Origin of the sequence: Dietzia sp. PP-33, assembly GCF_033790845.1 — a bacterium.
Taxonomy (GTDB): Bacteria; Actinomycetota; Actinomycetes; order Mycobacteriales; family Mycobacteriaceae; genus Dietzia.
In genome coordinates this window covers 134744-159337 of the sequence record NZ_JAMYEI010000006.1, presented here as the reverse complement: position 1 = coordinate 159337, position 24594 = coordinate 134744, and the positions used below count along the sequence as shown (strand labels likewise).

The following is a 24594-nucleotide window of genomic DNA, read 5'->3' as shown; positions in this document are numbered from 1 at the left end:
AAGCCGTGCAGGGACTTGTCCTACAACTGTCGCGTGGCCTCCTCCTGGTGATGCTGTGGCTGTTCATCTATCTCACGCTGAGGGCTCTGAAGACCGACGTCTTCGGCAACGTCGGCATGCGATCGGGCGGCCAGGGCGAGCGTCGGGGTGGCCTCCTCGGCCGCGGTCCCAGGGCCATCCGCCACCTCGTCGTCACCCAGGGAGCGCTGGCCGGGACCCGCATCACCCTGTCCGAACAACCGGTCCTTCTCGGCCGTGCCGACTCGTGCACGCTGGTGATCGACGACGACTACGCCTCCAACCAGCACGCCAGGCTCTCACCCCACGGCCCGGACTGGTTCCTCGAGGACCTGGGCTCGACCAACGGCACCTATCTGGACAGGTCACGGGTGACGACCCCGGTGAAGGTGGCCGCCGGCACCCCGATCCGTATCGGCAAGACCGTGATCGAGCTGCGCGCGTGACCCCCGCGCTCACCTACGCCGCGCGATCCCACACCGGGATGGTGCGCGAGAACAACGAGGACTCCGCGTACGCCGCGCCCCGCGTCCTCGTCCTGTCCGACGGGATGGGCGGCCACGCGGCGGGCGAACTGGCCAGTCAGATCATGGTCGCGACCCTCGCCAGACTCGACGAGGACCAACCGGGATCCGACCTCGCCGACGCGCTCACCCGGGCGATGAACGACGGAAACGACGCGATCGCCGCGCACGTCGAGGCTCATCCGGAGTCCGACGGGATGGGCTGTACGCTCACCGCCCTGCTCTTCGACGGGCGCCGGATGGGTCTGATCCACGTGGGCGACTCGCGTGCCTACCTCCTGCGTGACGGCACCCTGACGCAGATCACCAAGGACGACACCTTCGTCCAGTCGCTCGTCGACCGCGGCGAGCTCACCGCCGAGGAAGCACACGTGCACCCCCGGCGCTCGCTCATCCTCAAGGCCCTCACCGGCGACCCCGTCGAGCCCACCACCACCGTCCGCGAGGCACGGGTGGGTGACCGCTACCTGCTCTGCTCGGACGGCCTGTCCGACCCGGTGAGCGCGGAGACCATCGAGGAGACCCTCGGGACCGGGTCGGTCGACGCCGCCGCCGACCGCCTGGTCCAACTCGCGTTGCGCTCGGGAGGTCCGGACAACGTCACGGTCGTGGTGGCCGAGGTCGTGGACTCACCCCGCGGGGGCACGGTCGTCCCCGTCGTCGTGGGTGCGGCCTCCACCGACGAGCCCGGCGAGATCGCGGTGAACGCCGACACCGCGGCCGGCCGCGCCGCCGCGTTCTCCCGCGCCCAGGTCGCCTCACGGGGATCCACCGATGGTGCGAACGGCACCGCCGGCACGGGGTCCGGGGGTGGCGACGAGTCCGACGACGACGAGGAGGACGCCGACCCTCCGCGCGGCAGTCGCTGGCGTTTCGCCCTGAGCGTGGCCGGGGTGCTGCTGTTGATCGCGGGGATCGTCGGCGTGTCCGCGCTGCTCGTGCGCAGCAACTACTTCGTCACCGAGCAGGACAGCCAGGTGGTGGTCAAGCGGGGCATCTCGGGTGAGGTGTTCGGCATCTCGCTCGCCTCGGTCTCCCAGGTGGCGTGTCTGACGGCGGAGGGTGCGCTCACGATGCACGACCCGGACGCGATCCCGCCCGGTTGCGACGTCTTCACCCTCGGCGACCTGCGGGAGCCGGCCCGCGAGTCCGTGCGCGCGGGGATGCCGTCGGGCAGCCTCTCCGATGCGGGAGCCCAGGTCTCCAGGCTCGCGGAGGACAACCTTCTGCCACCGTGCCAACCGGAGGAGCAGACCGAGGAGCCGGCCGGGGACGCCACCTCGCCGTCGTCGCCCCTCTCGCCGTCACCCGCCGCCTCGCCCGCGACCACCACCTCTCCCCCACCCACCTCTCCCTCACCCACAGCGTCTCCCTCACCCACGATGTCCCCGGAGCCGTCCCCACGCCCCGCACCGGCCCCGGTGCCGGGTGAGAACTGCCGGGCGGTGAGCTGACCGGTGACCGCCCCCACCACCGCCCCCGGAACGCAGACGAGGCCCGCCCCGCCCCGGCGTGGCAAGGAACTCGTCCTGCTGGTCGCCGCCTCGGTGATCGTCGGCTTCGCTCTCCTGTTGGTCCAGTTGGCCCAGGAGCAGGAGATGAGCCTGATGCTGCTGTGGCTCACCCTCGCCTACCTGGGCCTGTGCGGCGGTGCGCACCTGCTGATCCGCTGGCTGGCGCCCTTCTCCGACCCCGTCCTGCTCCCGGGCGTCGCCCTGCTCAACGGCCTGGGGTTGGTGCTGATCTACCGCCTGGACCTGGCGTACGCGGCGCGCGCGGTCGCCAACGGCAGCGACCCGCCCGGCATGGACGTCACCCGCCAGTTGCTGTGGACGCTGATCGGACTGGCCGTCATGGCGGGGGTGTTGTACTTCCTGCGCGACCACCGCGTGCTGGCCCGGTACGGCTACACCATGGGCCTGGCCGGTCTGGTGCTGCTGGCGATCCCGGCCGTGCTGCCCGCCCGGTTCTCGGAGATCAACGGCGCGAAGAACTGGATCATCCTGCCGGGCTTCACCATCCAGCCCGGTGAGTTCGCCAAGATCCTCCTCATCGTCTTCTTCGCCTCGATCCTGGTCGAGAAGCGGGAGCTGTTCACCACCGCCGGCCGCCGGGTCCTGGGCGTGGACCTGCCCCGGGGCCGCGATCTCGGGCCGATCATCGTGGCCTGGTTCCTGTCGCTGGGCGTGCTGGTGTTCAACACCGACCTCGGCATGTGCCTGCTGCTGTTCGCGACCGTGCTGACCATGCTCTACGTGGCCACCGAACGGGTGAGCTGGTTGCTCATCGGCGTGGTGCTGGTGGCGATCGGCGGCGTACTGGCCTACGCGCTGTTCGGCCACGTGCGCGTGCGGTTCCAGATCTGGCAGGACCCCTTCGCGTTCTTCGACACCGGCGGGTACCAGAGTTCGCAGGCCCTGTTCGGGCTCGCCTCCGGAGGCATGGGCGGCACCGGTCTCGGCAACGGCCGACCCGACCAGGTGCCGTTCGCGAACACCGACTTCATCACCTCCACCATCGGGGAGGAGTTGGGCCTCATCGGTCTGGCGGCCGTGCTGATGCTCTACGCGGTCATCATCCTCCGCGGGATCCGGGTGGGTCTGACGATCCGGGACAGCTTCGGCAAGCTGGTCGCCGTGGGGCTGGCCTTCACCATGGCCATCCAGGTGTTCGTGGTGGTCGGTGGCGTCTCGACCCTCATCCCGCTGACCGGGTTGACACTGCCGTTCATGGCCTATGGCGGGTCGAGCCTGCTGGCCAACTACGCGCTGCTGGCCGTCCTGCTCCGCCTGTCCGACGACGCACGCCGCCCGCTGCCCACACCGCGTCAGGCCCCGGCCCTGGCCGAGGCGGCGACCGGCATGATGCGCACCCCGCTGCTGGCCCGCGTCCGGAAGTCCGGGTGAGCGCCACATGAACTCCGCCATCCGCAAGGTCGCGATCGCCGCCATGGTCATGGTGGTGGCGCTGCTCCTCCAACTCACCTGGGTCCAGGTCTTCCGGGCCGACGACCTGCGCGCCGACGCCCGGAACACCCGCATGCTGCTCGACGAGTACTCCCGCCAGCGCGGACAGATCACCGCCGGCGGCCGGGTCCTGGCCATGTCGCTGCCCTCGGAGGGCAGGTACGAGTTCGTCCGCACCTACCCCACCGACCCGGTCGCGTTCGGCCCGACGGTCGGTTATTACTCTCTGCAGTTCGCCACCTCGGGGATCGAACAGTCCCAGGACGCCTTCCTCAGCGGCTCCGACCCCCGCCTGCTCTCCCAGCGCATCTCCGGGTTGATCTCCGGCCGCACCCCCCAGGGCGGATCCGTGGAGCTCACGCTCGACCCGGTGGCCCAGGAGGTCGCGTACTCCGCCCTCCAGCGGGGTGCGGGCCAGGGCCCGGTGGTGGGTTCCGTGGCGGCCGTCCGGCCCTCGACCGGTGAGGTGCTGGCGCTCGCGTCGAGCCCGTCCTTCGACCCCAACTCGCTGTCCAGCCAGGAGCAGACCGTCCGGGCCCAGGAGATGGCGCGGATCGAACAGAGCCCCGACCGGCCGCTGCTCAACCACGCCACCCAGCAGTCGCTGCCGCCCGGTTCCACCATGAAGGTCATCACCACGGCGGCGGCACTCGAGCAGGGGGTCGGTCCCGACACCCCGGTGTCCGGCGCCGACCGGACCCTCCTGCCCGGTACCGCGACCTACCTGGAGAACTACGCCGGGCAGTCCTGCGGGGGCGGCACGGTCACCCTCCGGACCGCCTTCGAACTCTCCTGCAACGTGCCGTTCGTCGAACTCAGCCAGCAGATCGGTGCCGAGGCGTTCACCGAGATGTCGGAGAAGTTCGGCGTGGACGGGACCCGCCCGGAGGACTTCGGGATCCCCGTGGCACCGTCGGGACTGGGGCAGATGGAGGATGCCGCCCAGCTCGCCATGAGCTCGATCGGACAGAGCGATGTCCGCATGACCACGCTCCAGAACGCGATGGTGGCGGCCACCGTCTCCAACGGCGGGGTCCGGATGGAACCGCAGCTGATCCGTTCACTGACGGCGCCCGACCTCTCCGTCGTCGAGGGTTTCACGCCCGAGGACGACGGCCGCGCCCTCACCGACGAACAGGCCGGCACCCTCACCGAGCTCATGGTGGGGGCCGAGGCGAACGCCGCGGGCTCCGGCGGGTCGATCCCCGGGGTCACCATCGCGTCCAAGACCGGCACCGCCGAGCACGGCGTGGACTCGTCCGACTCGATCCCCTACACCTGGTACATCGCCTTCGTCCCCGGCCAGGACGTGGCGGTGGCGGTGGCGATCGAGTCCGGGCCGGGCATCACCCGCGACACGGTGGGCTCCACGTACGCCGCACCCATCGGGCGCGAGGTCCTCGGAGCTCTCCTCGGGGGCCCCGGATGAGCCTCAACTCGGGAGCTCTCCTGTCCGACAGGTACCGCCTGCTGCGTCTGATCGCCACGGGGGGAATGGGTCAGGTGTGGGAGGCCGACGACGCCGTGCTCGACCGTCACGTGGCGGTCAAGGTGCTCAAGGCCGAGTTCTCCTCAGACCCGGAGTTCGTCGAGCGGTTCCGGTCCGAGGCCAAGGTCACCGCGCGGATCTCCCATCCGGGTATCGCGACCGTCTACGACTACGGGCAGATCGACGACCCGGCCTCGGGGTCCCCGCTGTCCTACCTGGTCATGGAGCTGGTGGTGGGTGAGCCTCTCTCGGACGTCCTCGCCCGCGAGGGCACGTTGCCGCTGCGACACACCCTCGACATGCTGGAACAGACCGGTCGCGCACTGAACGCCGCGCACGCGATCGGGTTGGTTCACCGGGACGTCAAGCCGGGCAACGTCCTCATCACGCCCGCCGGGCAGGTCAAACTCACCGACTTCGGCATCGCCAAGTCCATGGGGTCCGCGGCGGTCACCCAGGCCGGGATGGTGGTGGGCACCGCCCAGTACATCGCTCCCGAGCAGGCCATGGGGCACGAGACCACTCCGGCCGGCGACGTCTACTCGCTGGGCGTGGTGGGCTACGAGTGCGTGTCCGGGCGGCGTCCGTTCGTGGCGGACTCGCCCGTGAGCGTCGCGATGATGCACGTGCGCGAGACGCCGCCGCCGCTGCCCGACTCCGTGCCGGCGCCCGTGCGGCGCCTCCTGACCGACGCCATGCTCAAGGAGCCGGGGCGGCGGTATCCCGACGGCGAGGCCTTCGCCGAGGCGGTGTCCGACGTGCGCGCCGGTCGGGATCCGCGCCCTCCCCGCGCCTTCATCGCCGCGGCCGCCGGCGGGGCGCTGGCCGGTGCAGCCGGAGCCGCCGCGGCCACGGCCGCCACCACCGTCCTGCCCGACGAGTCAGCCGGTACCCAGGGCGGCCCGGGCACCGACCGCACCCGGGCGTACACCCGGCTCGAGCCCGGTCCGGCCACGCGGGTCCAGCCCGGGTCGCAGGGCCGGCCGCGGCCCCGGGACCAGCGCCCGCCCGCTCCGGCCCCCGCCCGTCGCCACCCGGCTCCGCCCGTGACCTCCCGACCGCCCCGTCGGCGCGGTGGTGCCGGGTGCGCGGGGTGGTTCCTGCTCGTGGTCGTCCTGATCGCGGCCCTCGCGGTCGCGGCCGTGATCGCGCTGTCCAACGCCGGTGTCTTCGGTTCCGGTGGCCTGTTCGGCCGGACAACCCCGTCGGTCCCCGCCACGACCTCGGTCACGCCACCCCCCACGCCGCAGGCGCCGGCCCCCGCCCCGCAGCCCGCTCCCCAACCCACACCGGAACCGGAACCGGAACCGGAGCCCACCGCCGAGCCCCCGGCGCCCGACCTGCAGGACATGCTGGATTCGTTGACCTCGGAGTTCAACTCGTTCGCGCCGCAGGAACAGGGTGGCAACGGTGGTGACGCGGCTGGCAACGCTGCCGGCAATGCGGCCGGTAATGCGGCCGGTAATGCCGGGGGGGTCGCGAACAACGGCAGGGGAGGTGACGGCGGATGACCACACCTCAACTGCTGGCCGGGCGGTACGAGATCGGCGAGGTGCTCGGATTCGGTGGCATGTCGGAGGTCCACCGCGGCCGCGACACCGTCCTCGGCCGTGACGTGGCCGTCAAGATCATGCGGTCGGAACTGGCCCGCGACGAGACCTTCTACCAACGCTTCCGCCGGGAGGCCCAGAACTCGGCGTCGCTCAACCATCCCTCCATCGTGGCGATCTACGACACCGGTGAGGAGCACACCGACGACGGCACCCTGCCCTACATCGTCATGGAGCTGGTCGAGGGCGACACGATCCGGGACATCGTCAAGATGGACGGGCCGATGGAGCCCGACCGCGCACTCGGGGTGATGGCCGACGTCTGTGGCGCCCTGGACTTCTCGCACAAGAGGGGGATCATCCACCGCGACGTCAAGCCGGCGAACATCATGATCTCGCGCGACGGGGCCGTCAAGGTCATGGACTTCGGTATCGCCCGTGCGGTCAGCGATGCCAGCTCCACGCTCACCAACACCTCGTCGGTGCTCGGCACCGCCCAGTACCTCAGTCCCGAGCAGGCGCGTGGTGAGACCGTGGACGCCCGCTCGGACCTGTACTCGGCCGGGTGCGTGCTCTACGAGATGGTCACCGGAGCCCCGCCGTTCACCGGCGAGTCCCCCGTGGCCGTGGCCTACCAGCACGTCCGCGAGACGCCGCGTCCCCCGTCGGCGGTCAACCCGGAGGTCGGTCGGTACGTCGACGCCGTGGTGATGCAGTCGATGGCCAAGAATCCCGAGAACCGGTACGAGTCCGCCGGGGACATGCGCACCGACCTCATCGCGGTCCTGACCGGCGGCCGGCCGTCCGCCCCGCTGGTGCTCTCCGACGACGAGCTCGAGGACGAACAGCGACCCGACGCCCCCCACGGGTTCACCGGCGCCGGCTACGGCTCGGGCCGGTCGGACCGGATCCCGCCCTCCGAGGCGCCCACCGAGGCGCACGCCCTGCCCGGGCTCGCCGCGGGTGCAGCCGCGGGGACGGCCGTGGGGTCGGCCGCCGGAGCAACCACCGCGCAGTGGACCGGACTCGGCCCCGCGCGGTGACGATCGCGCTCGCGGTCCTGCTGGTCCTCGGTGTCGTCGCGGCGGTGTCGATCTGGGCGGCGTCCGATCGCGACGACTCCGTGGTCCAGGTCCAGGAGGTGACCGTCCCCGAGGTGGCCCAGCGGCCCGTCCAGGAAGTGGTCGACGAGCTCTCGGCCCTGGGGCTCGAGCCGGTCGAGATCCCCCAGCCGGACCCCCGGGTCCCCGAGGGGCTGGTGATCTCCTCCGACCCGATCGCGGGCAAGCGCCTGCCGGTGGGTTCCGAGATCAACCTCATGGTGTCCACCGGCGCGCCGATCCTCTCCGTCCCCAACGTCATGGGGATGTCACCCGCGGACGCCCGGGTCGCCCTCGAGGAGGCCGGGTTCCAGGTGGTCCCGGAGAACGAGGTCAGGCCCTCCACGGCAGAGGACCAGGACAAGGTGGTGGACACCGACCCCGCGCCGGGCGCTCAGGTTCCGTCCGATCGCCCGGTCAGACTGACGGTGGGCTCGGGTCCCGAGCAACTGCAGGTGCCGGGCGTGGTGGGCCAGTCGGTTGACTCGGCCCGGGCGACGATCGAGGGCGCCGGGTTCCGGGTGGAGACCAGCAGGGTCGACGGCACCGCCCCGGAGGGTGAGGTGGTGGACCAGTCCACGCCGGCCGGGCAGACCCAGCTCAAGGGCGCCACCATCACGCTCCAGGTCTCCGCCGGCAACCGGTTCCTCATGCCCAACCTCGTGGGTGACACCGTGCCCGAGGCGCTGGCGGAGCTCGAGCGGGCCGGATGGCGGGGAGGCCGGGCGCAGCTGGTCGAGCTCCCGCAGAACGACCCCGACCTGTCCCGGGTGGGCCAGATCTTCTCGCAGCAGCCGCCGGTGGGCGAGGCCGGGGTGAACGACCAGGTGGTGGTACGGGTGATCCGCTTCGGCCTCGTGCCCGGTCCCGGCTGAGGCCCGGGGGCAGGCCCCTCCCCCACCCAGCTCCCTGCTCCCAGCTCCCGCCTCCCGGTTCCCGCCGAGTGGTCACTCCCGTTCACGTTTCCCCAGGGCGGGTTCCGAGTCTGGGCGTATTTGCTACCACTCGACGGGCGGGCACCGGGCCGGGCCGGGCGAGCGACGGGCCGGCGGCGCGGCTGGCGGCGACTCAGGCCAGCGCGGCGCCGCGGGCCCGGTCGAGCTCCTGCTCCAGGTTCGCGACCAGGGTTTCCGCCGGCTGCTCGCCGCACATCCCCAGCCAGTTCGCGAGCATCCGGTGGCCCCCGTCGCTCATCACCGACTCGGGGTGGAACTGCACGCCGTGCACCGGCATCTCGCGGTGGCGCATCGCCATGACCAGGCCGGAGTCCGTCCACGCGGTGGGGACCAGCTCGTCCGGGATGGTCTCCGGCAGAACGGTCAGCGAGTGGTAGCGGGTTGCCGTGAACGGGCTGGGGATCCCAGCGAGGACGCCCGAGTCGTCGTGGGTGACCCTGCTCGTCTTGCCGTGCATGAGCTCGGCCGCCCGGTCGACGGTGGCGCCGAACGCCTCACCGATCGCCTGGTGCCCCAGGCACACACCCAGCACGGGAACCCCTGCGCGTCCACAGACCCCGATGAGCGGGATCGTGGCCCCTGCGCGATCGGGCGTTCCCGGGCCCGGACTGAGCAGAACGCCGTCGAACTCCGCGATGACGCCCGCGAGCGCAGCCGGGTCGTAGTCACCGTCCGGGCCGAGGAGCCTGTCGTCGTCGTTCCGCCACACCTCGCACGTCGCACCCAACTGGCCCAGGTACTGGACCAGGTTGTAGACGAAGCTGTCGTAGTTGTCGACGACGAGGATGCGCATAGATGCAGCGTACTGCCGTCGGTGGGATGAACGCCCGGCGCCGGGCTTGGTAGGGTGGCCCGAACATACCCACCAGTGCGAGGACGCCATGCCCAAGTCAAAGGTCCGGTCGAAGACCGAGTACACAGACGCGGCCGTCAGCCGCACCCCCGTGAAGGTCAAGGGGACCCCGACCTCACAGTGGTACCTCATCGTGATGTTCGGTCTCATGATCCTGGGTCTGGTGTGGCTGGTCACGTACTACATCGCCGGGGAGCGGATCCCGTTCATGCAGTCCCTCGAGACCTGGCAGAACTTCGCCATCGGGTTCGGTCTGGCCGTGGTCGGCCTGCTCATGACCATGAACTGGCGGTAGCCCCGAGCCGCTGCCGGGGCCGGATCCGACCCGGTTCCGCGCAATCCACAGCTTTGTCCACAGGTCACCCCCCGCATTCCGCGGGGGGTGACCTGCATTTTCTCCGCGAATTGACATAGTCGCAGGTCAACGTGGTGTATCGAACGAAGTGACCGGTGTTACCAGGGCCTACACACGCCCACACAGGCTGTGGACAACTCCCTCCACACTGGGGATAAACCCGCCACGACGACGACGAGGACGACATCGCAGGTCGGGGTGCTGTCCTCTCGAACGCGAATCGAACTCCACCGGTGTTATTCATCCACAGTGTGGATAACGCCTGTGGATAAGGGAGGATGGCGGAATGAGTGGCGGAGCGAGTGAGATGGCAGCGCCGACCGGCGGTCACCGGGCCGCCTCGTGGTCCCCCGGGACGCTGTGGCCGGCCGCCCAGATCGCCCTGGGGATCGGCGCCGTGGTGGTGGGCCTGGTCAACGGGGATCCGCTGGGGCTGCTGCTCACAGGGTTTCTCGCCGTGCTCCTCGTCCCCGCGGGGGTGGTGCAGTTGCTGCGACGGCCACGGATCGAGGTCGTGGACGGCCAGCTGGCGATCAAGAAACTCGGCGGCGTGGTGTTCGTGCCACCAGCCGAGATCGTGGAGGTGCGGGCACTCGGGGTCGCGAGGTGGGGTGTGCGTCAGCACCTCATGCGGCTCGAGTACGTGGACGACCGCGGACGAGAGCAACTCGATGTGTTCACCCGCGGCGACCTGGGCGCGGATCCGCGCGAGGTGATCGAGACGCTGGTCGGGCTGGGGTTCGGGGGTTCTGGCGGGCCTGGTTCTGGCGGGCCGGGTTCTGACGGGCCTGGTTCTGGCGGCCCTGGTTCTCGGGGGCCGACCGCTACCGGGTGAGGAGGGAGCCCAGTGACATGGTGTCGGCCGCATACCAGGCGGCCGCCACGACCAGCACGACCACCAGCAGGTAGCCGAGCCACGAGGCGACCTCCCGGCCCCTGCGGCCCACCCGGTTCGGTAGCCGGCGCGGCAGCACCACCAGGGCGAACGCGGCGACCGCGCCCACCCCGAGGCCGCCGAGGTGCGCGGCGAGCGAGATCCCGGGGACCAGGAAACTCACCCCGATGTTCAGCACCAACAACAGGCCGATCCCCTTGACATCCAGCCGCATGGACATCGCGACGATGGCGTAGGCGCCCATGAGCCCGAAGATCGCGCCGGACGCCCCCGCCGTGAGCGCGTTCTGGCCGTAGAACATCACGGCGACGGACCCGCCCAGCGCGGAGACCATGTACAACGCGAGGAATCGCAGGTGGCCGATGCTCCGCTCGATCCCCAGGCCCAGGATCCACAGCATGTACATGTTGAGCAGCAGGTGCATCGGCCCGAAATGCTGGAAAGTGGAGGTCAGCAGCCGCCACCACTCGTCCTGCACCGCGACCAGCGGCGGGTAGAGCGCCGTGGCCTCGAACAGCGCGGAGGCGTTGTTGCCGAGCATGCTCCGCGCCTGGGCGACCGTGGCGGCATACACGGCGAGGTTCGCGGTGATGAGCCACGCCGTCACCGGCTGGAGTCGGAAGAAGCGGGAGACGGCACCGCCGCGGTGGGTCTGGGTGGTCATGGTTTCTCGGGTGTCACGGTTCCTGGGAGGTCACGCCCGGCGGGCGAGCGTGTCGCGGAAAGCCGACGGCGCGGGCCCGGAGTCCCGGTGCCCGCGCCGCTCGCCGGGCCGTGTCTGACACGACCAGGGGGATCACCTGTCAGGAGATCTCGATGGACTCGATCACGATGTCCTCGACCGGGCGGTCCATGGCGCCGGTCTTGGTGGTGCCGATGGCGTCGATGACTTTCTGCGAGTCCGCGTCGGCGACCTTGCCGAAGATGGTGTGCCGGTTGTTCAGATGCGGCGTCGGGCCCACGGTGACGAAGAACTGTGAACCGTTGGTGCCCGGTCCGGCGTTGGCCATGGCCAGCAGGTACGGCTCGGAGAACTGGAGCTCCGGGTGGAACTCGTCCTTGAACTGGTACCCCGGGCCACCGCGGCCGGTCCCCGTGGGGTCGCCACCCTGGATCATGAACCCGGAGATGACGCGGTGGAAGATCGAGCCGTCGTAGAACGGCCCGGACTTCTCCCCCTTGGCGTTCGGCTGGGAGTACTCCTTGGAACCGTCGGCCAGACCGACGAAGTTCGCGACGGTCTCCGGGGCGTGGTTGCCGAACAGTTCGACGACGACGTCGCCCTTGTTCGTGTGGATGGTTGCCTTCTGCGTTGCGATGCTCACGCGCTCCATCCTGCCACGCGGTCAGGGGGGATGTCGGCGAGGTGGATGTCGGCGAGGTGGTGGTCGGTGTCCGAGGGCTGTGCCACCATCTACCCATGAGCACACGAAGCGATCGCGCCGCTGAGCGTAAAGCCGTCAAGCAGGCGGATAAGGACCTGAAGCAGGCCGGCACCGCCGCCCGCAAGGCATTCGACCTCAAGGACCCCCGCTTCCTGGGCGAGGCCGCCGTGGCCGCCACCCGTGGGCCCGTGGGTCTGGCCCTGTTCGGTGCGAGCCGCGGTATCCAGGTGGTGCGCGATCGTCGCGCGGAGCAGGCGGAACTCCTGGACAACCTGGCATCCGACGCCAAGCAGCACGCCGACGCCCTGCGGGAGCACACCTCCGCCCTCGCCGCACCCCAGAAGAAGCGCAGCCCGCTGCGCCGCGTCGCCCCCCTGTGGATCGTCGGTCTCGCCGGCGGTGCGGCAGTCGCGGGAGCCGCCGCGTACTTCCTTCGTGGGCAGGACCACTCCGGAGCCGCGCCTACGACCACCCCCGGGACCACGGCCTCGACCGCTGCGGCGAGCGCCCCGGCCTCCGGTTCGGCGACCGAGAACGATTCCGAGACCGGTGAGGACCTCACCATCGACTCCCCCGATCCCGAGGGTCCCGCAGACCAGTCGGACGGCACCACTCCCGCGGCCGGAAGCGCCTCCCCGGGCGTCGCCGCCGGTTCCGCACCGCAGCCGTCCGACAACGGTCGCGCCGACGGGACGCCGTCCGACAAGTCGTGACCCGCTCGTCGTGAGTGAGGGGGACTTCCCGCTGAGGGTCGTCGCCTCCTCCCTGGCCGGGTTGGGACCACTGGACGCCCACGCGCTGTACACGCTGCGCGTGGGCGTCTTCGTCGCGGGCCAGGACTGCCCGTACGCCGAAGATAGACCGGTGGAGTTCGGTGCTCAGGCCCACCTCCGGCAGTGATTCGAGCAGTTCGGAGTCGTCCGCCGCGGCGAGGATGGCCTCAACGGACGGATCCCCCACCTACCCATGCGGCGCGACCTCCTAAGATGAGGTGTGGCTCACCCCTCCCCACACCGTTCGAGGACACCACATGACGTCTGACGCTCCCTCCGGCTCGCCGGTCACGGCACCTCTGGTCAAGGCACTGCTCCCCGAGAGCGAGATGCCGACCCACTGGTACAACATCCAGGCCGACCTGCCCGAGCCGATGGCGCCGCACCTGCACCCCGGCACCAAGGAGCCGCTCGGCCCCGAGGACCTGGCGCCGCTGTTCCCGATGGCGCTCATCGAGCAGGAGGTCACCCCCGAGCGGTACGTGGAGATCCCGGAGGAGGTCCGAGAGATCTACCGCCTCTGGCGGCCCTCACCCCTCATCCGGGCCCGCAGGCTGGAGAAGGCCCTCGGCACCTCGGCGCGGATCTTCTACAAGTACGAGGGCACGAGCCCGGTCGGCTCACACAAGCCCAACACCGCCGTGGCGCAGGCGTACTACAACGCCGCGGAGGGCATCACCAAGCTCACCACCGAGACCGGCGCCGGACAGTGGGGCGCCTCGCTGGCGTTCGCCGGGCAGGCCTTCGGCATCGAGGTCGAGGTGTGGCAGGTCAAGGCGTCCTTCGAGTCCAAGCCGTACCGCCGCATGCTCATGGAGACCTTCGGCGCGTCCGTGCACCCGAGCCCGTCCGACCTCACCGAGGCGGGCCGCTCCTTCCTGGCCAAGGACCCCGACACCCCCGGCTCACTGGGCATGGCCGTGTCGGAGGCCGTCGAGGTGGCGGCGGGCGATCCCGAGGCCCGCTACTCCCTCGGTTCCGTGCTCAACCACGTGTGCCTGCACCAGACGATCATCGGCGAGGAGGCCCTCAAGCAGCTCGAGATGTTCGGCGAGACCGCACCCGACTTCGTCTTCGGCTGCGCCGGGGGCGGTTCCAACCTCGCCGGTCTGGCGTTCCCGTTCATCCGCGAGAACCTGACCGGCGCGCAGACGAAGATCGTCGCCGTCGAACCGACCGCCTGCCCGTCCATGACCGAGGGCGAGTTCCGCTACGACCACGGCGACGTGGCCGGACTGACCCCGCTCATGAAGATGTACACGCTGGGCCAGGACTTCGTTCCGGACCCCATCCACTCGGGCGGTCTGCGATACCACGGGATGGCGCCCCTGGTCAGTCACGTCAAGCACCTCGGCCTGCTCGACTCGATCGCCGTCGAGCAGAACGTCGCCTTTGCCGCGGGCGTCGAGTTCGCCAAGGCCGAGGGCATCGTGCCCGCGCCCGAGTCCACGCACGCGCTCGCGGGAGCGTTCGACGAAGCCCGCAAGCACACCGGCGAGGCGGGCACGGGCCCGTCCATCGTGATCGGACTGTCCGGCCACGGGTTCCTCGATCTCCCGGCCTACGAGTCGTACGTCCGCGGCGAGCTGGGCTGACCGGTACGAATCCGGCACACTCCGGCCTCCCGGTGCCGGTGCCGGTGCCGGTGCGGGAGACCCGCCTACCATCTGAACCGACCCCCTCTTCAACCTCAGGAGTCACCCATGGTCAACCCGATTGATTTCACCAACCGTGTCGCGATCATCACCGGTGCCGGCGGCGGCCTCGGCCGCGCCTACGCCCTCGCGCTGGCCGAGCGCGGCGCCAAGGTCGTCGTCAACGACCTCGGTGGCGACGTCCACGGTGAAGGCGGCACGTCCTCCCCCGCCCAGCACGTCGTCGACGAGATCGTCGCCACCGGCGGCGAGGCCATGGTCGACGGCAACGACATCACCGACGAGGCCGCCGTTGACGCGCTGGTCTCCTCCGTCATCGACAAGTGGGGTCGGATCGACGTCCTCATGAACAACGCCGGCATCCTGCGCGACAAGTCGTTCGCCAAGATGGACACCGACGACTTCCGCAAGGTCCTCGAGGTCCACCTCATGGGCTCGGTCAACTGCACCAGGGCCGTCTGGCCCCATATGGCCGAGGCCGGATACGGCCGCATCCTCATGACCACCTCGTCCTCGGGCATCTACGGCAACTTCGGCCAGGCCAACTACGCCGCCGCCAAGTCCGGTCTGGTCGGCCTGATGAACGTGTTGGCCATCGAGGGAGCCAAGAAGAACATCAAGGTCAACGCCATCGCCCCGACCGCCGCCACCCGCATGACCGAGGACCTGCTGCCGCAGCGGGTCCTGGACATCATGGGGCCGGAGACCATCGCCCCCGGTGCGCTGTTCATGGTCAGCGAGGACGCCCCCACCAAGACCATTCTCGGCGCCGGCGCGGGAGTCTTCGCCGTCTCCCAGATGGTCGAGAGCCGCGGGGTCTACCTGCCCGACAACGCCCGGACCCCCGAGGTCGTGGCCGAGCGGTGGAACGAGATCGCCGACGTCACCGACGCCAACCCGCTGGAGTCCGCGTTCGAGCAGACCTCCAAGTACGCCGCGCTCGCGGCGCGCGAACTGGGGCTCCACCTCGAGAGCTGAGCCACCGCGGCCGGCCGCCACGCCCCACCGCGTCTGGCGGACATCTCGCAGGGAAATCCGCGTGGATCCCTGCGAGATGTCCGCCGGATCGCGTCAGCCGTATCCGGCGGCGGCGGGTTACTCCTGGTCCGCGAACTGCGTTTCGTACAACTCGGTGTAGCGCCCGCCCGCGGCCAACAGTTCGGTGTGGGTGCCCGACTCCACCACGGTCCCGGCCTCGAGCACGAGGATGCGGTCGGCCGCGCGGACGGTCGAGAGCCGGTGGGCGATCACCAGCGAGGTCCGGTGGGACATCGCCTCGGTCAGGGCCTCCTGGACCGCTGACTCGTTGGTCGAGTCCAGTGCGCTGGTGGCCTCGTCCAGCACCACCACCGACGGCTCCGCGATGAGCAGCCTCGCGATGGTCAGGCGCTGCCGCTCGCCGCCCGAGAGCCGGTAGCCGCGGTCGCCGATAACGGTGTCCAACCCGTCGGGCAACGACCGGACCAGGTCCTCCAGCCGCGCCCGCCGCAGGGCGTCCCACACGACGTCATCGGTGACCTCGGGCCGCGCGAAGGTCAGGTTGGAACGGATCGTGTCGTGGAAGAGGTGGCCGTCCTGGGTGACCATGCCCACCGTCCGACGCAACGACGACGAGGTCACCTCGCGCACGTCGAGACCGGCCACCCGCACGGCTCCCGAGTCCACGTCGTACAACCGCGGCAGCAGCGAGGCGATGGTCGACTTCCCGGCCCCGGACGACCCGACCAACGCGACCATCTGTCCGGGGTCCGCCCGGAAGCTGACCCCGTGCAGGACCTCCTGTCCGCCACGGGTGTCGAGGACGGCGACCTCCTCCAGCGAGGCCAGGGAGACCTTGTCCGCCGAGGGATAGGAGAACCGCACGTCGTCGAACTCGATGGAGGCGGGCCCCTCCGGGACGTCGACCGCGTCGGGGGCGTCCTTGAGCAACGGATCGAGGTCGAGGACCTCGAAGACGCGCTCGAAGCTGACGATGGCGGTCACCACGTCCATCGGCGCGTTGGCGAGCGAGGTCAGCGGCCCGTAGAGGCGGGTGAGCAGGAGCGCGAGGGCGACGACTGAGCCGGCATCCATCCCGCCGGTGAGGGCGAACCAGCCGCCGACGCCGTAGACCAGGGCGAGCGCCAGTGTGGAGACCAGCGTCAGCGAGTTCATGAACACGCTCATGAGCAGCGCGGTGCGGACACCGATTCCCCGCACGCGTCCCGCCCGGGAGGCGAACTCCGCCGATTCCGCGTCGGGGCGGCCGAAGAGCTTGACCAGGGTCGCCCCGCCGGCGTTGAAACGCTCGGTCATCTGGTCGTTCATCGACGCGTTGAGATCCGAGGCCTCGCGGCGGAGCCTGGCGAGCCGCCTGCCCACGTAGCGGGCGGGGAAGAGGAACACCGGCAGGAGCAGCACCGACATGAGCGTCAGCTGCCAGTTGAGCCCGGCCATCACGATGAGGGTCAGGATGAGCTGGACGAGGTTCGACACCACCCCGGACAGCGTGTCCGAGAAGGCCCGTTGGGCGCCCATCACGTCATTGTTGAGCCGGCTGACCAGCGCGCCGGTCCGCGTACGCATGAAGAACGCGACCGGCATGGTCTGGACGTGGTCGAACACCGATCGGCGCAGGTCCAGGATCAGGCTCTCACCGATACGGGCCGACCAGAACCTGGTGACCACGTTGTTGATCGCCTCGACGATCCCGATCGCAGCGATGGCCGCGGCGAGGAGGAACACCACCCGCACCTCGGCACCGTCCACGATCGCGGTGACCACGCGGCCGGCGAGCAGTGGGGTCACCACCGCGAGGGTGGCCCCGAACACGGACAGGATGAGGAACAGGACGATCAGCCGGGTGTGCGGACGGGCGAACTGCCCGATGCGGCGGAAGTTCTCGCGCGTGAAGACGCTGCGGTCCATCGAGATGTTGTTGTTCTCGGCCCGCATCAGGGTGCGCATCGCGGCCTGCTGCATCGTCACGTCGCGCCCGCTCCTCCCCCGCCGGAGAGGGGTTCCGACGACCGGACGGTACAACCCCGCCCCGGGCACCCTTATTCCGGCCCGGCCCGGCCTCCGCTCGCGCCGCTATCCCAGCCGTGGACAAAATCCCTCCCGCTGTCTAGACAGGGGCGCGGTTTTTGTCTAATCTGTATTCAAGAGAGTGGCATATGCCACATCAAAGCAGATTGTGGAGGTCGTCGACGATGTCCAGCACCGAGTACATCCGCCCTCGCGACGGGGCACGGGACCCGGACGGGTCCGACGCGGCGCACGACGCGCACGAGCACACGCACGAGCACGGTCACCACCACGGCCACGAGGTCGAGGTCGACCCGTACCCGTGGACCGACGCCAAGCGGTACCTGTGGCTGCTCGGAGTGATCCCGGCGGTGGGGCTCTTCCTGTCCATGCCCTTCGTCGCCGGGTTCAACGCCCTGGGCTGGGAGATCGCCGCCACGGCGGCGTGGTTCCTGCTGCCCGTCCTGGTCTACGTCGCGATCCCGCTCGGGGACCTGGCGATCGGGGCGGACGGGGAGAACCCGCCGGAGGAGTTGATGGACAAGCTCGAGGCGGACCCGTACTACCGGTGGTGCACCTACCTGTACATCCCGTTCCAGTACGCGTCCCTCATCGCGGCCTGTTACCTGTGGACCGCCGATGACCTGTCGTGGCTCGGCTACGACGGCGGGCTGGGGATCGCCGCCTCGATCGGCGTGGCCTGGACCGTCGCCATCACCGGCGGCATCGGCATCAACACCGCGCACGAGCTCGGTCACAAGATCGCGGGCAGCGAGAAGTGGCTGTCCAAGGTCGCCCTGGCCACCACCGGCTACGGACACTTCTTCATCGAGCACAACCGCGGCCACCACGCCCGCGTGGCGACCCCGGAGGACCCGGCCAGCTCGCGGTTCGGCGAATCGTTCTGGGCCTTCCTGCCCCGCAGTGTGTTCGGTTCGCTCAAGTCTGCCTGGCACCTGGAGTCCGAGCGGCTCGGACGCCTGGGCAAGAGCCCGTGGACCCTCCGTAACGACAACCTCAACGCGTGGCTCATGACCGCCGTGCTGTTCGGCGGGCTCATCGCGGTGTTCGGCTGGGAGGTCGCGCCGTGGCTGATCGTCCAGGCGATCTTCGGCTTCTCCCTGCTGGAGGTCGTCAACTACCTGGAGCACTACGGACTGAAGCGGCAGAAGACCTCCGCCGGCCGCTACCAGCGCTGCCGCCCGGAGCACTCCTGGAACTCCGACCACCTGGTGACCAACATCTTCCTGTACCACCTGCAGCGTCACTCGGATCACCACGCCAACCCGATGCGCCGTTACCAGGTCCTACGCAGCTTCGAGCAGGCCCCGCAGCTGCCGTCGGGGTACGCCACGATGATGGTCCTGGCGTACGTGCCGCCGCTGTGGCGCAAGGTCATGGACAAGCGCGTCCTCGCCCACTACGACGGTGACATCACCCGCGCCAACATCCAGCCGTCCAAGCGCGAGAAGATTCTCGCCCGGTACGGGGCCGATCCGGCGGCGACCGGGTCCACCGCGGTGGCAGAGAAGGTCGTCGCGGACACCGACATCGCCCCCGACCAGACCTCGCCCACCGGTGAGTACGTGTGTCCCAACTGCGGGCACCACTACTCGGAGACCGCCGGCGAACCGCGCGAGGGCTTCCCGCCCGGGACCCCGTGGTCGGCGATCCCCGACACCTGGCGGTGTTCGGACTGCGGCGTCCGTGACAAGGTCGACTTCCGGCCTGTGAAGTAGCCCTCCACCGCACGGCGCGAGAGATCAGGAACAATGGACCTCATGCCGCGCCACCGCTCCAGTGACCAACGCTCCTCCGGGGACCCCCAGGGGGAGCGTTGGTCACCTCGCCGCACCGTCTTCGAGGCGATGCACGAGTTGTTGGAGTCCCGCGACTGGTCGGCCGTGACGATGTCCGACGTGGCCAAGGCGGCCGGGCTCAGCCGACAGACGCTCTACAGCACGTTCGGCAACCGGCAGGGTCTCGCGCAGGCCTACGCCCTCCAGCTGTCCGAGACCTTCGCGGGCGAGATCCGGGACTCCATCATCCGTCATCCGGGGCAGATCGAGCTCGCCCTGAGTGAGGGGATCAACGGCTTCCTGCTGTCGAGCCGTCGGGACCCGCTCATCCGCGCCCTCGTCACCGGCGACATCAAACCGGACCTGCTGCGGTTGATCACCACCGAGGCCGGGCCGCTCATCGAGCGTGCCACCGAGGTGCTCATGCCGGCACTGTCCGAGAGCTGGATGCGGATCGAGGAGACCCAGGCCCGGCTGGCCGCCTCGATCATCGCCCGGATCGGCATCAGCTTCATCTCGTTGCCGCCCGACGATCCGCAGCAGTTGGCCTCGGGTCTGACCGAGGTGATCGCCCCCTACCTGCAGAAGGTGGTGCAGGTCGACCTGCAGTCGCCGGTCGAGGTGCAGCCCTGAGGGCAGGGGGCAGGGGGCGGGGGCGATCAGGCCCCGTCCCCCACGGTGTACCGCTCGTCAGGGCGGCCCGGTATCGCGACGCTCGCCTCCAGGAACAGACCGCGGGCCTGGACACACAGCCGGTCCCCGGCGTGGATGGTCGCGTTGGTCCAGGTCTTGCGACCGTCCACCTCGTCCACCCACGAGCGGAACGTCAGCGGCCGGAGCAGCGGGGTGGGCGACCGGTAGTCGATCTCGTAGTGGGCGGTCATGCCGTAGCGGCCCCCCCAGTGGTTCGCGAAGCCCATCATGTGGTCGATGATCAGCGCGCTGATCCCGCCATGGACGCAACCGGGAGGACCCTGGTACGCGACGCCCAGTGTGACCTCGGCCGTCACCGAGCCGTCATCGCAGCCGGAGAACCGCACCGGCGGGGCGATCGGGTTCTCCGGCCCGCCCACCGGGTTGGCCCGGCGGGACCCGGCACCCGTCCACATGTTCTCCAGCCGCGTCGCGGGGTCCGGGACCCGCGGTTCGAGGAGGTCCGCGACCTCGGCCAGCCGGTCCGCGATGTCCCCCAACTCGACCTCCGAATGGGCGAGCCCGGCGATCGCGTCGCGGAGCCTGCGTAGCTCGGCCACCGACCGGTCCAGGTCGGGATCCGGCGTGGGCAGGTCCGGGACCGGGACGGGGTCGAAGGTCTGCCCGCGACTCTCCCGCATGCTGCTGAGCTGGAAATCGTCCACGCCCTCGATCCTCGGGAGCGGACCTCGACCGATTTCGGGACTGCCACTGTCGTTAGCCATACTCTGAAGACTATGTCGACACCCGTCAAAAAGAAGCAGTTCGATCCCTCCGCGTACGGTCCCTGGGCTCTGATCGTGGGCGGCAGCGAGGGGGTGGGCGCCGAGATCGCCCTCCGCCTGGCCGACGCCGGAGTCTCCTCGGTGCTCGTCGCCCGCAGGAGCGGCCCCCTCGAGGAGACCGCCGACGCGGTCCGCGCCCGGGGCGTGGAGTGCCGCGTGCTCTCGGTCGATCTCACCGAACCAGGCGCCTCCGACGGGATCGCCGCCGCCTGTGACGGACTGGACGTGGGTCTGGTGATCCTCAACGCCGGCGCCAACACCTACGGCGCGGAGTTCGCCGAGTCGGACATGGACCGGGTCCAGCAGGTGATCGACCTCAACATCACCGCCTCGATGCACGTCATCCGGCACTTCGCGCCCGCCCTCAAGGCCCGCGGTCGCGGCGGGATCGTGGTGATGGGTTCGATGGCCGGCTACCTGGGTCACGCCGACATGAGCATCTACTCGGCGGCCAAAGCCTTCAGCCGGGTGTTCGTCGAGGGCCTGTGGCTGGAGATGCGCGGGCACGGCGTCGACGTGGTCGAGGTCATCCTCGGCGTCACCCGCACTCCGGCCATGATCCGTGCCGGTCTGGACATGGATCTGCCGGGCATGACCGTGAGCGAGCCCGCCGACGTCGCCGAGGAGGTCCTCGCGTCGATCGGCGACGGCCCCGTCCACGTCTGCGGCGGGGAGGGCAATCGCACGGGTGTCGAGTTCAGCTCCGGCGTCGACCGCGGCCGGATAGTGGCCGGGGCGCACAAGCGGATGAAGGCCCTGCGCGGCGAGTAGCCGGCGCCCCTCCACAGCGGGCTTGCGACGGAGGTGGCCGCGGACGGGCGACCGACGGCAACCGACCGGACTCAGCCCTCGATGGGCTGGTCCCGCTGCGACTCCGAGATCCCCCTGGGTTCGATGAACAACGCCTCGGCGCGCGCGCACAGCGTCTCGCCGTTGTACACGGTGGCGCTGGCCCAGATCTTGCGACCCTCCACCCGGTCCTGCCGCGCCTCGAACCGCAGCGGGGCGTACAACGGCGTCGGCGACCTGTAGATCACCCTGAGGTCCGCGGTCATCCCCACGCTCTTGGCGGCGGCGTTGGCCAGGCCCAGCATCTCGTCGAAGACCAGCGCCACGATCCCCCCGTGCACGCAACCGGGAGGGCCCTGGTACTCGATGCCCAGCCGCAGATCCGCCCGCACCGTGGCGTCGGGCAGCACCACCGGCTCGAGCGGCGGCGAGACCGGGTTGCGGCTGCCGATCGCGGGGTTGGAGGCGAGGTGCTCCGGAACGCCCCAGGTGGCGTAGTCCGACGGGCGCACTATGGTGCCGACGGCCTCGAGGTGGTCGGCGAGCTCACGGACGATGGTGACGGCGTCGTGGACGTCGTCGAAGCGCGAGCCCGCCACCAGGCCCCGTACCCGGCGCAGTTCGCGGGCCAGCTCGGTGGAGCCGGAGGCGTCGTCGTCCTGGCGCAGGAACGGGGTCCCCTCCTCGGCGGCCGAGGCGGGGTCGGTCGTTCCGAAGGGGCGGTCGTCGGTGGCGGAGGCATCGGTGGTCACGAAAACCGAATCTACTCCGCAATCACCCGGATGCCGCCGATCACCCTCCCGCCAGGCGTCGGCGGTTCTCCAGGAGCAGACCACCGGGCTCGACGAACATGCCCTCCGCCGTCGCACACAACCGGCCGTCGGCGTGGATCGCACCCTGGGACCAGATCTTGCGACCGTCCACCCGCACCTGCCGTCCGGTCACCACGATCGGCTCGAGGACCGGGGTGGGGCTGCGGTAGTCGACGTCCAGGTAGACGGTCATCCCGGTGGCGCCGGCGTGGAAGTTCGCCCGGCCGAGGACGACGTCGAACAACAACGAGACGATCCCGCCGTGCACGCACGCCGGCGGGCCCTGGTACTCCAACCCGAGGGTCACCTCCCCACGGAGCGTCCCGTCCTCCAGGATCTCGAACTCGACCGGCGGGGCGAGGGCGTTGGACCGCCCGACCACCGGACAGTTGGCCACGTAGTCACCCGTCGACCACGCGACCGCCTGCCTGCGCTCCGGGCTCGCCGACGCGTCCTCCAACCGGTCGGCCACCTCGCGCAACCGTGCGGTCAGCGGACCGAGGTCCGTCTCGAACACCCCGCCGGTGGTCAGCGCGCGGATGCGACGCAGCTGGTCCACCAACGCGTAGAGGCCCGCCTCGTCGTCGTCCAGCGTGTCGATCGGTTCCCCACCACCGCGGGAGGGGTGCAGCGGTCCGGTCTCCACATCGGGCCGTGGTCGCCGTGGGTCGCCCACCCGACCGGCCACCTGACCGGCTGGGGCATCCGCTCCCGAACCGGCCAGCCGGTCGGTCATCCCACCGTCCCCTGCGCCGCCCCGCGCCCGGCGCGGCGGCCGTAGAACGACCCGTCGCCCAGCGAGGTGCCGGAGATGTAGCCGTCACCGTGCAGGCCGTGGGTACAGCGGCCGGCGGCGAACAGGCCGGGGATCGGCGCACCCGCGCGGTCGAGCACCCGCGACTCGAGGTCCGTGTGGAGGCCGCCCAGCGTGAAGCCCTGCGCCTTGAGCGGGAGCCCGTTGTACGTGTCGGGCCCACCCGCCCCGGTTGGGTACGCGCCGAACGGCGGCTCGAGCGGCCGCACCCACTGCGCGTTCTTCCCGAACTGCGGGTCCTCGCCGCGGCCGGCACCCTCGTTGTAGCGACGGAGCTGGTCGGCCAACGCCCCGGCGGGCAGGCCGCAGTCCTCGGCGAGCTCCTCGATGGTCTCGGCCGCGTGCATGGGCTGCATGCCCCACAGCTCGGACTCCGGGACGTCCTCGATGCCCTTCTCGTCGATGATCACCCACACCGGAGGACGGCGGTGGTGCACGGCGGCGTGGCAGTACAGGCCCGGATAGACCTCCTCGTTGATGAAGCGCTGTCCGTCACCGTCGACGAGCATCGCCCCCACCACCAGGCGCGGGATGATGAGCATCGCCGTCTCCGTCTGGTGCATGCGGCGCACGGCGGCACCGACGTCCATGCCCATCTCGATGCCCGAGCCGTCGTCGCGGCCGTCGGAGACCTTGTCCTTGCCCACCTGCTGCGGGGCCCACTGCTCGAGCATGCGGTCGTTGTCCACGAACCCGCCCGTCGCCAGGACGACGCCACCGGTGGCGCGGTACTCGCGCGGCTCACCGAACACGGTGGCGCGGACACCGACGATCCGGCCCCCCTCGACGATCAACGAGCGCGCCTTGACGTCGCAGTGCAGCTCGACCCCCGCCTTCTGCGCGGTGGCCACGAGCGAGTCCATGAGCACGTTGCCGGCGAAGTTCGGGGCGGGCGGCCGGTGTCCGCGCGCGGCGGGCCGGGCGATCGAGGCGTAGGGCTGGGCGCGCTCGCCCATCCACATCAGCCCCGAGTCGTCCCCCGGCATCCACGTGGGGGTCTCCCACAGCTTGTGGTTGAAGTCGGCCCCGTGTGCCACCAGCCAGTCGTGGTGTTCGACCGCGCCAGCGCAGTAGTCGGCGATCTTGGCCTCGTCCGCGTTCGGGCCCAGGGCGGCGGTGAGGAACGCCCGCATGTCCTCCTCGGTGTCCTCCACCCCGAGCGCGCGCTGGGTGGAGGTGCCGCCGCCCAGGTAGACCTCGCCCCCCGACTGCGCCGACGACCCTCCCGGCCCGGAGGCGCCCTCCAGCACGATGACCGACGCCCCGGCCTCCGCCGCCTCGATCGCCGCGCACGCCCCAGCGATGCCCATGCCGATCACCACCACGTCTGCAGTGTGTAGCGATGGACGAGTGTCTGGCCTGGTGTCCGTCATGGCC

The 24594-nt window shown here is 70.3% G+C and carries 23 protein-coding genes and 1 pseudogene; 16 read left to right on the top strand and 8 right to left on the bottom strand.

Annotation, left to right across the window (positions count from 1 at the left end):
* Nucleotides 1–5 precede the first annotated feature (5 nt).
* From NJE57_RS12090 to NJE57_RS20020, 7 genes and pseudogenes are all read left to right on the top strand, one after another.
* Complete coding sequence (locus NJE57_RS12090; RefSeq protein WP_319028679.1) at nt 6–464, top strand: FHA domain-containing protein; 459 nt, start codon at nt 6–8, stop codon at nt 462–464.
* Complete coding sequence (locus tag NJE57_RS12085; protein WP_319028678.1) at nt 461–1996, top strand: PP2C family protein-serine/threonine phosphatase; 1536 nt, start codon at nt 461–463, stop codon at nt 1994–1996. The genes NJE57_RS12090 and NJE57_RS12085 overlap by 4 nt, the downstream gene beginning before the upstream one ends.
* A 3-nt stretch (nt 1997–1999) precedes the next feature.
* Nucleotides 2000–3448, top strand: coding sequence for an FtsW/RodA/SpoVE family cell cycle protein (locus NJE57_RS12080; RefSeq protein ID WP_319028677.1), 1449 nt, complete (start codon nt 2000–2002; stop codon nt 3446–3448).
* Nucleotides 3449–3455: 7 nt separating this feature from the next.
* Nucleotides 3456–4937 (top strand): penicillin-binding transpeptidase domain-containing protein, encoded by a 1482-nt coding sequence (locus NJE57_RS12075; RefSeq protein WP_319028676.1) that lies wholly within the window; start codon nt 3456–3458, stop codon nt 4935–4937.
* Nucleotides 4934–6508 (top strand): serine/threonine-protein kinase, encoded by a 1575-nt coding sequence (locus tag NJE57_RS12070; RefSeq protein ID WP_319028675.1) that lies wholly within the window; start codon nt 4934–4936, stop codon nt 6506–6508. The genes NJE57_RS12075 and NJE57_RS12070 overlap by 4 nt, the downstream gene beginning before the upstream one ends.
* Nucleotides 6505–7380, top strand: a pseudogene (gene pknB, locus NJE57_RS20025) (Stk1 family PASTA domain-containing Ser/Thr kinase); the annotation flags it as partial. The gene NJE57_RS12070 and the pseudogene pknB, both read left to right, overlap by 4 nt.
* A gap of 206 nt (nt 7381–7586) precedes the next feature.
* Entirely contained in the window at nt 7587–8522 is a 936-nt protein-coding gene (locus NJE57_RS20020) for a PASTA domain-containing protein (protein ID WP_413464407.1), read from the top strand.
* A gap of 193 nt (nt 8523–8715) precedes the next feature.
* Here the strand turns inward: NJE57_RS20020 and NJE57_RS12060 are convergent, their stop codons facing one another.
* The gene (locus NJE57_RS12060; RefSeq protein ID WP_319028674.1) at nt 8716–9396 is read right to left on the bottom strand and encodes an aminodeoxychorismate/anthranilate synthase component II; all 681 of its coding nucleotides are present in this window, start codon (nt 9394–9396) and stop codon (nt 8716–8718) included.
* 88 nt (nt 9397–9484) lie between these two features.
* On the opposite strand from NJE57_RS12060, the gene crgA reads away from it, so the two are divergent.
* Nucleotides 9485–9751, top strand: coding sequence for a cell division protein CrgA (crgA, locus tag NJE57_RS12055; protein ID WP_319028673.1), 267 nt, complete (start codon nt 9485–9487; stop codon nt 9749–9751).
* Nucleotides 9752–10118: 367 nt separating this feature from the next.
* Complete coding sequence (locus tag NJE57_RS12050) at nt 10119–10646, top strand: PH domain-containing protein (protein WP_319028672.1); 528 nt, start codon at nt 10119–10121, stop codon at nt 10644–10646.
* Here NJE57_RS12050 and NJE57_RS12045 read toward each other — a convergent pair.
* Both NJE57_RS12045 and NJE57_RS12040 read right to left on the bottom strand, forming a co-directional pair.
* Nucleotides 10636–11370: a rhomboid family intramembrane serine protease gene (locus tag NJE57_RS12045; protein ID WP_319028670.1), complete on the bottom strand. Its 735-nt coding sequence runs from the start codon at nt 11368–11370 to the stop codon at nt 10636–10638. The two genes, NJE57_RS12050 and NJE57_RS12045, sit on opposite strands and share 11 nt — an antisense overlap.
* Before the next feature lie 139 nt (nt 11371–11509).
* Nucleotides 11510–12040 carry a peptidylprolyl isomerase gene (locus NJE57_RS12040; RefSeq protein ID WP_319028669.1) on the bottom strand — a complete coding sequence of 177 codons (531 nt, stop codon included), beginning with the start codon at nt 12038–12040 and terminating at the stop codon, nt 11510–11512.
* An 86-nt stretch (nt 12041–12126) separates the two neighbouring features.
* On the opposite strand from NJE57_RS12040, the gene NJE57_RS12035 reads away from it, so the two are divergent.
* The 4 genes from NJE57_RS12035 (at nt 12127) to NJE57_RS12020 (ending at nt 15497) form a co-directional block, all read left to right on the top strand.
* Nucleotides 12127–12804 (top strand): hypothetical protein, encoded by a 678-nt coding sequence (locus tag NJE57_RS12035; protein ID WP_319028668.1) that lies wholly within the window; start codon nt 12127–12129, stop codon nt 12802–12804.
* 10 nt (nt 12805–12814) lie between these two features.
* Complete coding sequence (locus tag NJE57_RS12030) at nt 12815–12991, top strand: hypothetical protein (RefSeq protein WP_319028667.1); 177 nt, start codon at nt 12815–12817, stop codon at nt 12989–12991.
* A 130-nt stretch (nt 12992–13121) separates the two neighbouring features.
* Nucleotides 13122–14459 carry a TrpB-like pyridoxal phosphate-dependent enzyme gene (locus tag NJE57_RS12025; RefSeq protein WP_319028666.1) on the top strand — a complete coding sequence of 446 codons (1338 nt, stop codon included), beginning with the start codon at nt 13122–13124 and terminating at the stop codon, nt 14457–14459.
* A 108-nt stretch (nt 14460–14567) separates the two neighbouring features.
* Nucleotides 14568–15497, top strand: a complete 930-nt coding sequence (locus NJE57_RS12020) for an SDR family oxidoreductase (protein ID WP_319028665.1) — start codon at nt 14568–14570, stop codon at nt 15495–15497.
* 117 nt (nt 15498–15614) lie between these two features.
* Here the strand turns inward: NJE57_RS12020 and NJE57_RS12015 are convergent, their stop codons facing one another.
* Nucleotides 15615–17480, bottom strand: a complete 1866-nt coding sequence (locus NJE57_RS12015; RefSeq protein WP_413464410.1) for an ABC transporter ATP-binding protein — start codon at nt 17478–17480, stop codon at nt 15615–15617.
* A 230-nt stretch (nt 17481–17710) separates the two neighbouring features.
* Here NJE57_RS12015 and NJE57_RS12010 point away from each other — a divergent pair, with 230 nt between their 5' ends.
* Nucleotides 17711–19264: a fatty acid desaturase gene (locus NJE57_RS12010; RefSeq protein ID WP_319028664.1), complete on the top strand. Its 1554-nt coding sequence runs from the start codon at nt 17711–17713 to the stop codon at nt 19262–19264.
* Nucleotides 19265–19306: 42 nt separating this feature from the next.
* Nucleotides 19307–19957, top strand: a complete 651-nt coding sequence (locus tag NJE57_RS12005; protein WP_319028663.1) for a TetR/AcrR family transcriptional regulator — start codon at nt 19307–19309, stop codon at nt 19955–19957.
* 26 nt (nt 19958–19983) lie between these two features.
* Here the strand turns inward: NJE57_RS12005 and NJE57_RS12000 are convergent, their stop codons facing one another.
* A complete protein-coding gene (locus NJE57_RS12000; protein WP_319028662.1) occupies nt 19984–20742 on the bottom strand; it encodes a PaaI family thioesterase in 759 nt (252 codons plus the stop codon).
* A gap of 12 nt (nt 20743–20754) precedes the next feature.
* Between NJE57_RS12000 and NJE57_RS11995 the strand changes: the two genes are divergently transcribed.
* Nucleotides 20755–21573 (top strand): SDR family NAD(P)-dependent oxidoreductase, encoded by an 819-nt coding sequence (locus tag NJE57_RS11995; RefSeq protein ID WP_319028661.1) that lies wholly within the window; start codon nt 20755–20757, stop codon nt 21571–21573.
* A gap of 71 nt (nt 21574–21644) precedes the next feature.
* Here the strand turns inward: NJE57_RS11995 and NJE57_RS11990 are convergent, their stop codons facing one another.
* From NJE57_RS11990 to NJE57_RS11980, 3 genes are read right to left on the bottom strand one after another with little or no spacing between them, the layout of a single operon-like run.
* Nucleotides 21645–22343, bottom strand: coding sequence for a PaaI family thioesterase (locus tag NJE57_RS11990; protein ID WP_319028660.1), 699 nt, complete (start codon nt 22341–22343; stop codon nt 21645–21647).
* A gap of 40 nt (nt 22344–22383) precedes the next feature.
* Nucleotides 22384–23139, bottom strand: coding sequence for a PaaI family thioesterase (locus NJE57_RS11985; protein ID WP_319028659.1), 756 nt, complete (start codon nt 23137–23139; stop codon nt 22384–22386).
* Complete coding sequence (locus tag NJE57_RS11980; RefSeq protein ID WP_319028658.1) at nt 23136–24590, bottom strand: FAD-dependent oxidoreductase; 1455 nt, start codon at nt 24588–24590, stop codon at nt 23136–23138. The genes NJE57_RS11985 and NJE57_RS11980 overlap by 4 nt, the downstream gene beginning before the upstream one ends.
* Between the last annotated feature and the right edge of the window lie 4 nt (nt 24591–24594).